This window comes from Streptomyces liliifuscus (assembly GCF_016598615.1).
Lineage (GTDB): Bacteria > Actinomycetota > Actinomycetes > Streptomycetales > Streptomycetaceae > Streptomyces > Streptomyces liliifuscus.
In genome coordinates this window covers 626,625-641,187 of record NZ_CP066831.1, presented here as the reverse complement: position 1 = coordinate 641,187, position 14,563 = coordinate 626,625, and the positions used below count along the sequence as shown (strand labels likewise).

The window sequence follows — 14,563 nt, the reverse complement described above, 5'->3', positions numbered from 1 at the left end:
ACCAATGACAGAAATCCGCCACGAGCCCGTGGCGCCGACCCGCACTCAGTGGCTGGCCCCCGGAGCCGCCATCGATGCCCACCGCCACGACGACCACCAGATCGTCTACGCGGGCCGGGGAGTGCTGGCCGTGACCACCAGCACCGGCTCATGGATCGCGCCGGGCAATCGCGCCATCTGGGTACCGTCCGGCACCGTGCACGCCCACCAGGCCCACGGTGAACTCGAACTGCACCTGGTCGGTCTGCCTGCGAGTGACAACCCGCTCGGTCTGGACGAGCCGACCGTGCTGACCGTCGGTGCCCTCCTGCGGGAACTGATCCTCGCCTACACCCGCACCCCGCACGACGACAGCGCCGAACGCGGGCGGCTGCGGGCTGTGCTGCTCGACCAGCTGAGGGCATCACCCCAGGAGCCACTGCACCTGCCCACGCCCACCGCCCCTCCGCTGATCGCGCTGTGCGAAATCCTGCGCACGAATCCAGCCGACGGCCGCACCCTGGCCGCACTGGGAAGGGAAGTCGGCGCCGGCGACCGCACTCTCTCCCGCCTCTTCAAGGCCGATCTCGGCATGACGTTCCCGCAGTGGCGCACCCAACTGCGCCTCTACCACGCCTTGGTCCTGCTGGCCGAGAACACCCCCGTGACTGCCGTGGCCCATCTGTGCGGCTGGTCGTCCGCCAGCGCGTTCATCGATGTCTTCCGCCGCACCTTCGGGCACACCCCGGGAACACACCAGTCGCGCGAGCGGACCGGCTGACTGTCCCATCGTCCCCACCGGGCGCCCCCGCGGCCTGCCGCACAGCGGATCCACGGCCGTTGGAAGGGGAACTCGCCCGGAGTGCGTTCGAAACCCTCTCCCGGGACGAACCACGGTGATGGGGCAGTGGCGTCGGAACCTCGTCCGCGGCCCGCCGACGCTTCACCGCCCAACTCGTGTCCAGCGTTCTGGTCTTCGGCCTCTCCCTTCCCCTGGCCGTCGTCAACACGGAAGCAGCCATGTGGTTCTGGCCCACGCTCATCCCCGCCCACTTCGCCTGGGCCTGCCCCCGCCGACTCCCGCCACAGTGACAACCGCCCCTGCGCACGGCTCGGTCATGTCGCTGGGCCGGATCTCCGCAGAGATCCGGCCCAGCGCGCCCTGCTTGCTCCCTGCCCTTCCACCGCTACGGCCAAGGCGTGTGCCGTCAGCGTGGAGTTGGTCGACTAGTCGATGACTCGGCCCAGTTCGATGCGGTCGATGTTGGGAGCCCAGGCGCTGGCGTTTCCGAACGTGACCTTGTTGGAGCCCTTCTTCAGGTCGACGGGGACGCCCACGGTCCAGTAGTCGTCCCAGCTCCAGGTGTTCTTGAAGGTGACCTTCTGGGGAGCGGAGGTTCCCACCGTGATGTCCGCCGTACGGGACATGATGTCGGTGTTGTAGGAGTGGCCGTTGTCGCGCCGGTCGTTGTGCGCGTAGTGGACGACGAGCATGTAGCGGCCGGACTTGGCCGCGTCCACCGTGAACTCGGCGGTGCTGGAAGCGCTGTTGCCGAGCCAGCCGATGTAGGAACCGGCGGAGGCGTGGGTGGAGTCGACGAGCTTCGCGCCGCCCGCCAGGGAGGCCGCTGCGCCCTCGTAGGAGAGGGTGCCTGACGTCGAGCCGGCGCCCGAGACGTCGAGGGAGCGGACGGCGGCGGCCTTGGCCGTCATCGCGATGCGGTTGTTGCCCGCCACGAGGTACAGCCGCAGGGCCCGGCCGGGTGCCGCCGTCACCTGCTCACCGTGCAGCTCCAGATTGACCGCCGCCGAGGCGCGTGACACCACCGTGTAGTAGCCGTCGCGCGGTGCGTAGGCGTCGAAGACCGCCTTGTCACCCGAGCGCAGGACAAGGGCGCCCGTGCCTACCCCGGCCGACGATGAGTAGTCGTAGGACGGCTTGCCGCTGATGTCCGCCAGCGTGGCCTCGTACGACGCGGAAGGCGCGGCGGCGGTACGGGCGGTCAGGTCGATGCGGTCCAGGGTGACCTCGGCGTCGCCCTTGGCCAGCGTCAGCACATGTTGGCCCGCCGGGAGTTCGACGGTGACGTCCTTCTTGGCGCGGTAGGTCCAGTTCTCGGTGGAGGGATAGGAGACCGTGACCGGGTCCTGGCCGTCGATCGAGAGCTTCTGTGTGGCGGGTGCCCCGGACTGGTTGCCGTACAGGATCGCCAGGTCGTACGTGCCGGCCTTGGGTACGGTCACCGTGAAGTCGACCTTGCTGGAAGCGGTGTTGAGCGAGCCGACGTCCTTCGTCCCGGAGGCCGCGTAGCCGTTGGCGTTGCTGACCGTGCCCTGGGTGTAGACCTGGCCTCCGGTGATGGCCGCGTCCTCGGCCTCGTACGAGGCGGCCCACGGGACGGAAGCGGTGGACGGGGTGCCCGAGCCGCCGGGGGTGAGGGCGATGCGGTAGGCGGACATCTTGTGCATGCCGCGCAGCGGGACGGTCACCGAACCGTCGGCCGCGACCTTGACCTTCGTCCGTGCGAGGACACGCGGCGCCGCGTGCTGGCCCTCGTAGCCCGACCAGGCGGACTCGGCGACGGTCGCGGTCACCGTGCGGCCGAAGACGGACCGGGAGACGTTCTGGACGACGACATCGGAGTCACCGGCCGAGCCGCCGAGCAGGACCTGCGCCTGGCGCCGCTTCTTGTCGTACGAAGCCAGACCCTGCAGGGTGTCGATGGTATTGGCCTGCGGCGGGGTCACCTTGACGGTGTTGCCGGTCAGCCCGGCGTACCAACGGAAGAACCACCAGCCGCCGTTGGGGATGTTCGACCGCACCACATTGCCGTCGAGGTTTCCTGCGGCGTCCCAGTAGGCCTGGTTGGCGTACACCTTGTTCCGCTCGAACATCGAGACCCACTGGGCGAGTTGGCCCGGAACGGACAGGTCGCGGCGGTTGGCGTACTCGTCAATGTTGATCTTCAGTGGTGCGATGCCGAGTTCGCGCTCGATCGCGCGGTAACTGTCGTGGTTCCCCTGGAAGTTCTTCAGTGAGCTGGAGTCCAACTCGTGCCAGGTCATGATCTGGGGCAGGACGTTCTCGCGCTTCGCGAAGGTGAGGAAGTCCTTCAACAGGCGTGTGTGATAGCCGGATTCGTTCGGACCGGCGATCCTGGCGTCGGGGTCGATCGCGCGGATCCGCTGGTACACCGTCTTCCAGTCCTTGAAGAACCGGTCTCGGTTGACCTCGTACTGTGCCTGGTTGGAAGTGCCGAGGTTGTACCAGATCTGGTCGGGCTCGTTGAACGGGATGTAGACGAACCGGTCGCTGTTCGGGTCGGCCGACACCTCCGTCACGATCTTGTCGACCTTCGGGAGATAGTCGGCGATGCCGAGGTCCTCGTACGGCCACTTGGAGTAGATGTCCTGCATCATCACCAGGATCTCGCCGCCGCCGTTGCGGAAGAACGACTTGGAGACGGTGAGGGCGTCGCCGTTGGGGTGCTGGGCGCCGCCCTCCGGCTTCTGCGAGACGCTGGTGATCTTCAAGGGTGCCAGCACGGCGTCGCTGGGCACGCCGTCGTCGCTGAGCCCGTACAGCGTGCCGTTGGCGCCGTGCATCACCGGGCCTTCGGACGCGTCGAGGTCGACGGTGACCCGCTGCGGGTCGGCGGCGGCGGTCGCGGTCCCCGCCGCGGGGAGGGTGCCTGCCATGGCGGTGACTCCAAGTACGGCTGTGACAAGGGCGGTTCTGGTACGGGACCTGGTGCGGGATCCCGAACGGGTGGGGGTGCTCACGCTGTTGGACCTCCAGTCATTTGACGGCTCCACTGGTGATTCCGGACACGATCTTTCGCTGGGCCACCAGGAAGATGGCGACCATGGGCAGGCTCATCACCACGACGTACGCGAAGACGAGATGCCAGTTGTTGAGGTAGAGCTGGGCGCTGGCGACCTTGTAGAGGTTGAGCGGCAGGGTCGCCTTGTCTCCGCCGCCGAGGACGAAGAAGGCGTAGAAGATGTCGCTCCAGGCGTAGAGCATCACCATGATCGTCGCGGTGGCGATGACCGGCCTGAGCAGCGGCAGGATGATCTGCCGGAAGATCCGCAGCGGCGCCGCGCCGTCCATCCGCGCGGCCTCCTCCAGTTCCACCGGGATGGCCCGGATGAAGCCGGTCATGAAGAAGATCGACGTGGAGAGGTACATCCCGGTGTAGACGGCGATCATCCCGGGCCGGGTGCCCGCGAGGCCCAGCTGCCGCAGCTCCATGACGATGGTGATGACGGCGGGCGGCAGCAGTAGCCCGCTGATGCAGAGCGCGTACGCCGTCGAGACCAGCTTCGACTTGCGGCGCGCGAAGACCCAGGCGGCGCCCGCCCCGAGGATCAGTACGAGGGCGACCGAAGGCACCACGACGAGCAGGGAGTTGAGGAAGCCGCGCAGCATCTCGCCCTGGCTGACGGCGTCCTCGTAGTTGCTGGACGGCTGCCACTGCCGCGGCAGGTCCAGGTTGGGTGTGATCGCTTCGGCCTGCGGCTTGGCGGAGGTGACGGCGACCAGCCACAGCGGTACGCCCACGGCGAGCCCGGCGATCAGGAGGACGAGCGCCGGACGGCCGTAACGCCAGGCGGGGTGCACGCCGGACGCGCGACGCACAGTGGATACGGGAAGCGCGGCGGACGGGGTATTCGCGGTGGTGCTCACAGCAGTTGCTCCCGTCGGCGCAGTCCGATGACGAGGGGGATCGCGACGGCGACCACGACCAGGAAGAGGACCAGGCTCATCGCGGAGGCCTGGGCGTACAGGCCCTGTCCGAAGATGCGGAACATGTAGATGTTGAAGACCTCCGTGGAGGCCGCGGGCCCGCCGCCCGTCGTGGCCTGCACGATGTCGAAGGTGTTCATCGAGCCGATCAGCGCCGTGGTGACGTTGAAGGTGAGAGCGGGCGCGAGCATCGGCCAGCGCACCGACCAGAAGGTCCGCCACGGCCCGGCGCCGTCGCACTTCGCGGCCTCCAGCATCTCGCCGGGGATGCCCTTGAGGCCGGCCAGGTAGATCAGCATGGACAGGCCCATCCACTTCCAGCCGTGGATGACGGTGACCAGGACCAGCGTCCACGTCGTCGAGCCGAGCCAGGGGATATTGGTGCCGAGGAGTCCGTTGACGGCGCCGTCCTGGTTCAGCAGCGCCTGGAAGACGTAGCCGGTGGCGAGCGCCGAGATGAGCACGGGCAGGAAGAAGACGGCGCGGAAGAAGCGGTTGAACCGGGAGTCCGCCTCCAGGAGCAGCGCCAGGACCAGCCCGAAGCCGTTCTGGAAGACCGCGGCCAGCAGGGCGTACACCAGCGTCGTACGGATCGCCCGTAGCAGTGAGCCGTCGTCGGCGATGGTCTTGAAGTTGTCGAGGCCGGTGAAGGCGATGTCCGGGTGGTACGAGGACCAATTGGTGAACGGGTAGTAGAAGTTGAGCAGGTTCGGCACCAGGAAGAAGGCCGCGAAGACGGCGATCGCGGGGAGCGCGAACCACCAGGGGTGGTGGACGGCGGCGCGGGGCAGCCGTCCCACTTTTCTTGCCCGGCCCTTGGCGGGCGCCGGTTTCTGCGTGCGCGTGCGTATGGCCGTGTCCGCCATCGGGAAATCCCTGCCCGTCGGGTCGGTCGGGTTCGGGTCGGTCGGGCTGTCGGGCTAGAAGCCGGTCGCGCCCTGGGCCTTGGCCACCTGCGCGAACTGGTCCTGGATCGCCTGGGCGACCTGCTGCGGGCTCTTCTTCCCGTAGAGCATGTCGGCGAGATACAGGTGGGTGTCCGGCGCGACGATCGCCTTGGCCTGGAAGACGCCGATGGCCGTGGGCAGCGCGGCGACCTGGTCCTTCGACGCCTGGGGGAGGCCGTCGGGGGTCGGCACGGACGGCTGCACGGAGGGGATCTTCATCGCCTTGATGTAGTCGGGGTAGTCCGGCCCGAGCCAGAAGGCCATGAACTGGCGGGCGGCGTTCTGCCGCTTCTCGTCACCGGTCTTGAACGCGACCACGCCGTTGGTCTGGTCGGGGGAGTACATCCCGGTCGCGGAGGAGTTGGCGATCGGGAACCAGCCGATCCTCTTGTCGATCTCGGCCGTGGAGTACTTGGCCTGCAACTGGCTCTGGAAGGAGGTGACGTTGAGGACCATGCCGGACTCGCCCTTCCAGAGGGAGTCGGCCTGCCCCGTGAAGGTGCCGGTCTTGTAGTTCTTCTGCGCGAGGCCCGCGTCGAGCAGCTTCTCCTTGTACTTCTTGATGGCGTCGACGACGACCGGGTCGGTCCACTTCTCCTTGTTCCGGTTGAGGTCGGCCCACCACTGCTTGTCGAGGTCGGTGAGCTGGACCTGCGTCTGCCACTGCAGCGGCCACTTGTCGCCGCCTGCCTCGTAGAAGCCGGCCGCGTCGGTCTTGTCCGTGATGGTGCTGCCCAGTGCCAGCAGTTCGTCGTACGACTTCGGGAAGTCCTTCTCGGTGAGCCCGGCCTTCTTGAAGACGTCCTTGTTGTAGTAGACGCCGAGCATGGAGGGGCTGGTGACGATCGCCGCGTACCGTTTGCCGTCGATCATGCCGAGTGACTTCTCGGTGTCGCCGAGTTTGGACTCCCACTCCTCCCCGTCGAGGGTCAGGAGGTTCTGCTTCGGCTGGATGAAGGGCAGCGTGGAGATGGACGGCTGCCAGAACATCAGGTCCGGCTTGTCGCCGGAGGCGAGCTTGGTCGGCACGTTCTGCTCGTACGGGTCGGGGATGGCCTGGGCCTCGACCTTGGCGCCGGTGGCCTTCTCGAAGGCGTCGATGACCTGCTTCGGCGCGTTGATGGTGTTCTGCGCGGTCCACATGGTCAGCTTCACGCCGTCCAGGCGCGCGTTCGGGTCGACCTTCGTCTGCTTGCCGCCCGAGTCGGAGGAGGAACCGGAGTCGCCGGCGGTGGGGTCGCTGCACGCGGTGGCGGACAGAGCGGCAGCGCATATGAACGCCAGCGCGGGCAGGGCTCTTCTCTTCATGGTGTGCCTTTCGCGAACGGGCTCAGGTCAGCGGATCGGAAAGCGGTCCAACTGAGGAGGTGCGAGCGGGCAGTTCGGGTGGAGCGAAACAAAGCGAAAGAAAGGGAGCGGGCACGGGTCACCCGCGTTCGGGCGGCGGCCCCGAGCTCTCCCGCACGATCAGTTCCGGTACGGAGACGGGGTGCGGGGCGATCTGCGCGGACTCCTCCAGCACGCCGTGCAGCAGGGCGAACGCGGACCGCCCGAGCCCGGTGAAGTCCAGACGGACGGTCGTCAGCGACGGGGTGAGATAGGCGGAGTGCGGGGCGTCGTCGAACCCGGCCACGCTGACGTCGCCCGGCACTGCCCGGCCCGTCTCGTGGAGGGCGCGGATGACCCCGAGCGCGAGGTCGTCGTTGCCGCACAGAATCGCGGTGACATCGGGGTTCCCCGCGAGCTTCAGGCCCGCCGCGTGGCCGCCCGCCGGGCCCCAACTGCCCTGCAGCGGGCGGGGTCGTCGCGCTCCGGCCTCCTTGAGCGCCTGCTGCCAGCCGGTGGTACGGGCGCTGGTGCGCCGGGTGCTGGACGGGATGGCGACGTAGTGCACGGTCTGGTGGCCGAGGGAGAGCAGATGGCGGGTCGCTTGGTAGGCGGCCTCGCGGTCGTCGGCCCACACCCAGGGGCGGTCGTCGCTGGGCGGGCTCGCGGGGGTCTCCACCACACCGACGACCGGCAGATCGGCGGGCACCGCGCCCAGGGCCCGTACACCGGCCGGATCGTATGCGATCACGATCAGCCCGCCGCCTGCGTCCGCCGACCGCTGAACTTGCGCGGCAACGGCTGCCTCGTCGGCCTCATCGGCCGACTCGAGAACGCCGATCCCCACGGTGTAGGAGGCAGCCCGCGCCGCCTCCTCGATGCCCTGGAGGACCGAGGCATAGCCGTAGTGCGTGGTGTTGGAGGTGAGCACGGTCACGGCGCGGCTGCGTCCGCTGGCGAGGGCGAGCGCGGTGGAGTTGCGCCTGAACCCCAGTTCGTCGATGGCGGCGAGCACCCGCTCCCGGGTGGACGGCTTGACGCTGGGATGGTCGTTGATCACCCGGGAGACGGTCTGGTACGAGACCCCGGCCGCGGTCGCGACATCCCTGATACTCACCGAGCGCCTTGTGTGACCGGTCACATTCATGCCAGGATTGTGACCGGTCACATGAGGCTCGTCAAGAGACCGTAATCATGAATTCACGCGGCAGACTCAGACCGCCGTCAGCGGCGGTCAGCGGGAGGGGAAGACGTTGACCGTTACGTCGGACGCGGCGGGTACGGCCCCCAACAACACTCACCAGACGGTCACTTGGGGCCACCGGGAGCTGGAGACGGAGTTCGCCACCGGCGCCGACGGGGTCCTCAGGTTGGTCCGCCTGGCGCGCCCCGGCGACCCGGTGTCGGAGTCCGGCTCCGATGCCCCTCTCCACCTTGTGGAGCTCACCGCCCTCGGCCACGGAAGCGGCTGGTCCGGCCCGCGCTTCACCGGCACGGCCCTCGGTTCGCGCCTGCGGTACCGCGGTCATGTCACCGGGGAACGCGACGGCTGGACGCACCTGACCGTCGAACTCCACGACGCCCGGACCGGGTTGACCGCCTTCCTGGAGTTGTCCTCGCCCGTCGGACTGCCTGTGCTCCGCTCCCGCGTCCGCCTCCGCAACGACGGAGGGGAGCCCCTCGTCGTCCAGTCGGTCAGCAGTCTGCTGCTGGGCGCCCTTCCCTCACCCGACAGCCTCGACGTCCACCGCGCCCGCAACGACTGGCTTGCGGAGTGCCGCTGGCACACCGAGCCGCTGCGGGACACCGTCACCGACATCCATGTCGACGTCCACCAACACGACAGCCGGGCGGCACTGACCCTGAGCGGACGAGGTAGTTGGCCCACCGACGGACACCTTCCGATGGGCGCACTCACCGAATGCGGGGGCGACCGGGCCTGGTTGTGGCAGATCGAGTCCCCGGCGGGCTGGCGCTGGGACCTGGGGGAGCGCGACCACGGTACGTATCTGGCGCTGAACGGGCCCATGGACGCGGAGCACCAGTGGCGGGTCCGGCTGACCCCCGGCTCCGAATTCACCACCGTGCACGGCGTCCTGGCCCTCGGTTCCGGGCTGGACGACGCCTTCGGCGCCCTGACCTCGTACCGCCGTGCCGTACGCCGCCCGCACCCGGACCACACCACGCTGCCGGTCGTCTTCAACGACTACATGAACACGCTGATGGGCGATCCGACGACGGAGAAACTGCTGCCGCTGATCGACGCGGCCGCCGATGCCGGGTCGGAGTACTTCTGCATCGACTCCGGCTGGTACGACGACGGCACCGAGGGCTGGTGGGACAGCGTCGGCGAATGGCTGCCTTCACCTCGCCGCTTCCCCGACGGCGGAATCCAGGAGGTCCTCGACCGGATCCGGGAGCGCGGCATGGTGCCCGGTCTGTGGCTGGAGCCGGAGGTCGTGGGCGTACGCAGTCCGGTCGCGGACTCACTGCCGCCGGACGCCTTCTTCCAGCGCGACGGCCTGCGCATCACCGAGCAGGGCCGCCACCAGCTCGATCTGCGACACCCCGCCGCCCGTGCGCACCTGGACAAGACGGTGGACCGGCTCGTCGGCGACTGGGGGGTGGGCTACCTCAAACTGGACTACAACATCGTGGTCGACCCGGGGACCTGCGCCCCTAGGGACATCGCGCCGGGAGCCGGGCTGCTCGGCCACGCCGAGGCGTACCTGGGCTGGCTGTCCGAGGTGCTGGACCGGCACCCGGGTCTGGTGATCGAGAACTGCGCCTCGGGCGGGATGCGGATGGACGGGGCGACGCTGGCCGTCGCCCAGCTCCAGTCCACCAGCGATCAGCAGGACCCGCTGCGCTTCCCACCGATCGCCGCCGCCGCACCGACGGCGGTCCCGCCCGAGCAGGGCGCTGTCTGGGCCTACCCGCAGCCCGAGTTCGACGACGATCTGATCACCTTCACTCTGGGCGGGGCGCTGCTCGGGCGAATTCATCTGTCGGGCCACCTGAACCGGATGTCGGAGTACCAACTCGGGCTCGTCCGCAGCGCGGTGGCCGTGTACAAGTCCATCCGCGGGGATCTCGCGGAGGCCGTGCCGTTCTGGCCGCTCGGCCTTCCTGGCTGGACGGACGAATGGCTGGCTCTGGGGATGCGGCTGCCTGGTGACAGTACGTCGTACGTCTCGGTCTGGCGCCGCGGCGGGGAGAGCGAACTCCATCTGCCGGTGCGGCACTTGGCAGGCCGGAAGGTTCGCACGGAGATCCTGCACCCGTCCGCTCCGACAGCCGGTTCGGCGGTCTGGGAAGGGGACGGTGACGGGACCGGGGACGGACTGCGGGTGTCGCTGCCGCGCACGCCCGGCGTCCTGCTGATCCGTCTCACTTCGGGAGGGTAGAGGCGGCCAGGCCCGCCATTGGAGTTCGAAGCAGGATCTTGAGAAGTGTGCAAACGCGGCACCGTGCTTTCGTTGGCCTGCAGCCTGATTTGCCGACGGCGCCTCAAAAGAAACCACTTATGAACGTTTTGCGCGTTCTAAACCGACAAGCGCCCGAGGGGCGGGCCGTGAGAGGGTGCGGTGCGATCTGGGACAGGGGGAACGTGTGGGGTTGATCTACAGCTACGACATCTATCTGCGTCCGCGGAATGTCGCCAGGGCGTTGGCCAATCTGGCAGCGCTGGCGCCACCGGCCCGTGCCCGACCACCACTTGAGATCACCCTGCCCGGCGGTGACCGGCTGGTCCTCCCGTTCACGTCGCATTTCGAGAGCGAGCCGGTCGACTGCTCCACGAGCAGCACGCTCGAACTCGACACGTCCCTGATGTTCGACGTCGATGACGCACTGCGCGAGTACGCGCAGACGAACGGCCCTGAACGCGAAGCGGGCGGGCGTATCCAGATCGGGTACATCTACGCGACGATCCGGTTCGAGTCCCTTCTGCACCCTGGCTACACGTCGATGGAGTGCTCGGCAGCGACGTCGGGGATGAGCCGCTTGTTCGCCCGGTCGGCCAACATCAGGAAGGTGTTCACCGACCTCACCGCCGACAGCGGAGGAGTGTGCTGCCTGTTCGACACCGGCGACGGCGCCCCCGAGCAAGTGTGCTGGCTCAATGGTGAACCCACCAAGGAGACAATCTCCGGTCCCCGCTTTCCAGATCGGCGAGCCCTTGTGGCGACTTGGTCCGACTCCGAGAAGTGAGTATCGGTGCAGGTCAGAGTGGCTTCGGCGCTGTTATTGGTTTCTCTCGTTCTCGAAGAATTCCGAGCAGGCTGATTCGACTCGATCGATCGAGACGTCGTCGACATCGAGATGCGTTACCCAGCGGAGGGTTCCGTATCCTCCGCCGACGGCGATCCCTCGGTCGGCCAGGAAGGACACGAACTCGCCTGCGTCCGCCTTCCTTGGGGACATGAAGACCATGTTGGTCTGTGCCTTTCCTGCCCCAAGTTCTGGGAATCTGCTCAGTATCTCAGCAAGTCGCGCTGCCCGTTCGTGATCCTCGCGCAACCGAGTCACATTGTGTTCCAGCGCATGAATGCCCGCCGCCGCCAGAATTCCGCTCTGCCGCATACCGCCGCCCAGCATCTTTCGGATACGCCGCGCCTTCTCGATCAGTTGCCCCGGTCCCGCCAGGACAGAGCCGACGGGCGCCCCGAGCCCCTTCGAGAGGCAGAGCGAAACGGTGTCGAACCGGCCGGCGATCCATGCCGGGTCGCGCCCGCTTTCGACGGCAGCGTTCATGAGCCGCGCCCCGTCCAGATGCGTTGCCAGGCCGCGAGTTCGCGCCAGCTCGGTGGCGTCTTCCAGATAGCCCTCGGGCAGGGCAAGACCATTGAAAGTATTCTCGAGCGCCAGCAGACGGGTGACCGCATTGTGAAAGTCATCGGGCTTGATCGCAGCGGCTATCGCCTCCAGCGCGATGGTGCCGTCCGTCTCGTTCGGCAGCGGCTGAGGCTGGATCGAGCCCAGGACGGCAGCGCCGCCACCCTCGTTGCGATACGTGTGGGCCATTTGGCCGACGATGTACTCGTCTCCGCGTCCGCAATGGGCCATCAGCCCGGCAAGGTTCGACTGCGTGCCGGTCGGAAAGAACAACGCCGCCTCTTTGTTGAGTATTTCGGCGGCGAACGCTTCCAGCCGCTTGCTGGTCGGACACTCGTCGAAAACCGCGTCCCCGACCTCGGCGGATGCCATGGCGGCCCGCATCGCTTCATCGGGGCGCGTGACGGTGTCTGATCGGAAGTCTGCTGTCGGCTGCAATGTGTGTCTTCCCCTCGGCTCTTTCCCGTACTGACGTTCTTTCAGCCCACCGCCTGAGACGGCACCCCGACATCCTCGCAGTCGTACCTCGCAGCCAGGACTCGGGATACGGTCCGGAAATTTGGCGGGTGGCCCTGCTGGTGGTCCGTGATGAGGACGGCTCGGTCGACGTGCCGGCCGACCTGTGCAGCCACCTGTCAGGACCGCTGTCCGAGGATGAGCACGCTGAGTCGCGTCTGAACGGCCTGCTCGCGCACGGTCTACAGCATGTCCCTGGAGACCGACTCGTTCCAGGTGCGCGAGGCGACGCGCCGACCGCCCTCGTAGGCGTCCAGCGTGGCGTTGACGTGGAATTCCTCGGCGTCGCAGGTCAACGTCGTGCTCGTGCGGACCCGTACGTCCCAGTCCTTGCGCCGGAAACTCATGGTCCACGTCACTTCACCGGCCGGTGAGGTGAAGTCGTCGGCGACTGAGGTGTACCGCTCGTGGGCGCGGCACCCGACGTCCAGGTCCATCGCGTCGAAGTGGATCGTGCCGCGATCCTTGACGATGTTCAACGCCGCGCCGTAGTCGATCAGGTCGCGGCTGACCTCCCAGCGCTGCTCGGGCGGCGTCATCTGAGTCGTCGTGATGGGGGTGGCGCCCTCGGGCGCCTCGAAGGGGGCCGAGGTGCCCGGTTCGTCGGCCGGGCGAACCGGTAGGACGAGGCGACACGGCTGCTCGTGGACCGTCAGGAGCGTGGGCCGTGGCGGTGGCCAGGCCAACGGCCAGTACGACGTGGACAGGGAAAGCCTTATGCGGTGGCCCGGTGGAAATGCCTGCGCCACACCGTTCAAGTGCAGCGTGGCCCGGTGGAGTTGACCCGGCTCCAAGGGCGAGGGTTCGTCCGTGCTGTCCCGGCGGGTGAGGTTGAGTACGCCGTACGTGATCCGGGTGGCGCTGCCGTCCGGGGCCACGTCCGACAGCCGGGCGGCCACCATGGCCACGGGCTGGTCGGCGCTCACCTCCAGTTCGACACGTGGCGCCCCGAGTATCTCCAGCCGGTCCGTCAACGGCTCGGTCTCGTAGACCAGGGAGCCGCCGTCCTCCTCACGCTGGTCATAGGGCAGGTCCGGCGGGGCGTTGTAGGAGGCCCACTTTCCGGCGAACTGCCCCACGGACAGCGGGGACCGCAGCGTCTGGCTCCGCCCGTCGTTCGGGGCTTCGCCCTCGGCTGTGAGGTGGCGGGAGCGCAGCGCGTACGCGGTGTTGCGAACGTGCCGCGAGGGCCAGGTGGGTTCGCTGACCCAGCGGCCGGGGCGTTCCTCGTACGAGGTGGAGGGTGGCACGCTGTCCTGCATCCACGCCCGGAGCATCGGACCGTCCACCGCCCCGTTGTCCGCACCCTTCAGCCAGTGGTCCCACCAGCGCACCACTTCCTGGAGGTAGCCGATGGCTGGTCCGGGTTCGCCCAGGTGCGGGTACTTGTGGGACCAGGGGCCGATCAGCCCCTTGCGCGGCACGTCCAGGTGGGAGAGCAGACGGGTCACCGCGTTGGAGTATCCGTCGGCCCAGCCGCTGGAGGCGAGGACGGGGCAGCGTATGGCGGTGTAGTCCTCGCACACCGACGCGTGCCGCCAGTAACTGTCGCGGCGCTGATGGCGCAGCCAGTTCAGGACCCACGGCTGTGCGGCGTCCAGACGCTCGTGCCACATCTCGCGCCAGCGCTCGCCCACGGCGGACGGGTCCGGTGGGCACGTGGCGTAGGCGAACATGGTGCCCGCTTCGGCGAGGTTGTCGGACAGCATCGCGCCGCCCATGTAGTGCATGTCGTCGGCGTAACGGTCGTCGGTGAACGAGGAGATGACGATGGCCCGCAGACTCGCGGGGCGCCGAGCGGCCACCTGCAGCGCCGCGAACGCGCCCCAGGAAATGCCCATCATTCCAGTTGTGCCGTCGCACCAGGGCCGCGCGGCGAGCCAGTCGAGCACCGCCTCGGCGTCGCTCTGCTCGACTTCCAGGTACTCGTCGGTGAGTACGCCCTCGGAGTCACCGGTACCGCGCAGGTCGACACGGACACACGCGTAGCCGTGCCCGGCGATGTAGGGGTGGTGGATCGAGTCGCGGACCGAACTCAGATCGCCCTTGCGGTACGGGATGTACTCCAGGATCGCCGGGACGGGGGAGTCGTCCGAGGACACCGGGCGCCAGATGCGCGCCGAGAGGTGGACGCCGTCCGGCATCGGGATCCTGACGTGGTCCTCTTGCCTGGTGGTGTGAGGGAGGTTCTCGATATATCGCATACGTC

The 14,563-nt window shown here is 68.0% G+C and carries 11 protein-coding genes; 4 read left to right on the top strand and 7 right to left on the bottom strand.

What is annotated here, in order from left to right; genetic code table 11:
- Window positions 1-4: 4 nt before the first annotated feature.
- Both JEQ17_RS02760 and JEQ17_RS50445 read left to right on the top strand, forming a co-directional pair.
- Window positions 5-760: a helix-turn-helix transcriptional regulator gene (locus JEQ17_RS02760; RefSeq protein ID WP_200393662.1), complete on the top strand. Its 756-nt coding sequence runs from the start codon at window positions 5-7 to the stop codon at window positions 758-760.
- Window positions 761-936: 176 nt separating this feature from the next.
- Entirely contained in the window at window positions 937-1,071 is a 135-nt protein-coding gene (locus tag JEQ17_RS50445) for a hypothetical protein (protein ID WP_267924746.1), read from the top strand.
- Between the two features lie 135 nt (window positions 1,072-1,206).
- Here JEQ17_RS50445 and JEQ17_RS02755 read toward each other — a convergent pair whose 3' ends face one another.
- The 5 genes from JEQ17_RS02755 to JEQ17_RS02735 form a co-directional block, all read right to left on the bottom strand.
- Window positions 1,207-3,678: a CBM35 domain-containing protein gene (locus tag JEQ17_RS02755; protein ID WP_200393661.1), complete on the bottom strand. Its 2,472-nt coding sequence runs from the start codon at window positions 3,676-3,678 to the stop codon at window positions 1,207-1,209.
- Window positions 3,679-3,778: 100 nt separating this feature from the next.
- A complete protein-coding gene (locus tag JEQ17_RS02750) occupies window positions 3,779-4,603 on the bottom strand; it encodes a carbohydrate ABC transporter permease (protein WP_200401264.1) in 825 nt (274 codons plus the stop codon).
- Between the two features lie 62 nt (window positions 4,604-4,665).
- Complete coding sequence (locus JEQ17_RS02745; RefSeq protein ID WP_143642653.1) at window positions 4,666-5,595, bottom strand: carbohydrate ABC transporter permease; 930 nt, start codon at window positions 5,593-5,595, stop codon at window positions 4,666-4,668.
- Window positions 5,596-5,649: 54 nt separating this feature from the next.
- On the bottom strand, window positions 5,650-6,984 hold the full coding sequence (locus JEQ17_RS02740) for an ABC transporter substrate-binding protein (RefSeq protein ID WP_200393660.1): 1,335 nt from the start codon (window positions 6,982-6,984) through the stop codon (window positions 5,650-5,652).
- A gap of 118 nt (window positions 6,985-7,102) precedes the next feature.
- On the bottom strand, window positions 7,103-8,170 hold the full coding sequence (locus JEQ17_RS02735) for a LacI family DNA-binding transcriptional regulator (protein ID WP_234048026.1): 1,068 nt from the start codon (window positions 8,168-8,170) through the stop codon (window positions 7,103-7,105).
- An 85-nt stretch (window positions 8,171-8,255) separates the two neighbouring features.
- Here JEQ17_RS02735 and JEQ17_RS02730 point away from each other — a divergent pair, with 85 nt between their 5' ends.
- Together JEQ17_RS02730 and JEQ17_RS02725 are read left to right on the top strand one after the other, a co-directional pair.
- Entirely contained in the window at window positions 8,256-10,409 is a 2,154-nt protein-coding gene (locus JEQ17_RS02730) for an alpha-galactosidase (RefSeq protein ID WP_200393658.1), read from the top strand.
- Between the two features lie 205 nt (window positions 10,410-10,614).
- The gene (locus JEQ17_RS02725; RefSeq protein WP_200393657.1) at window positions 10,615-11,214 is read left to right on the top strand and encodes a hypothetical protein; all 600 of its coding nucleotides are present in this window, start codon (window positions 10,615-10,617) and stop codon (window positions 11,212-11,214) included.
- 33 nt (window positions 11,215-11,247) lie between these two features.
- On the opposite strand, the gene ltaE is transcribed toward JEQ17_RS02725, so the two are convergent.
- Entirely contained in the window at window positions 11,248-12,276 is a 1,029-nt protein-coding gene (ltaE, locus tag JEQ17_RS02720) for a low-specificity L-threonine aldolase (protein ID WP_267924744.1), read from the bottom strand.
- 260 nt (window positions 12,277-12,536) lie between these two features.
- Window positions 12,537-14,558, bottom strand: a complete 2,022-nt coding sequence (locus JEQ17_RS02715; RefSeq protein WP_200393656.1) for a CocE/NonD family hydrolase — start codon at window positions 14,556-14,558, stop codon at window positions 12,537-12,539.
- Between the last annotated feature and the right edge of the window lie 5 nt (window positions 14,559-14,563).

Bases quoted from the DNA above. Each gene is read 5' to 3' on its own strand.
- JEQ17_RS02745 (WP_143642653.1), bottom strand. From the start codon at position 5,595: ATGGCGGACACGGCCATACGCACGCGCACGCAGAAACCGGCGCCCGCC.
- JEQ17_RS02740 (WP_200393660.1), bottom strand. From the start codon at position 6,984: ATGAAGAGAAGAGCCCTGCCCGCGCTGGCGTTCATATGCGCTGCCGCT.
- JEQ17_RS02715 (WP_200393656.1), bottom strand. From the start codon at position 14,558: ATGCGATATATCGAGAACCTCCCTCACACCACCAGGCAAGAGGACCAC.
- JEQ17_RS02760 (WP_200393662.1), top strand. From the start codon at position 5: ATGACAGAAATCCGCCACGAGCCCGTGGCGCCGACCCGCACTCAGTGG.
- JEQ17_RS02755 (WP_200393661.1), bottom strand. From the start codon at position 3,678: ATGGCAGGCACCCTCCCCGCGGCGGGGACCGCGACCGCCGCCGCCGAC.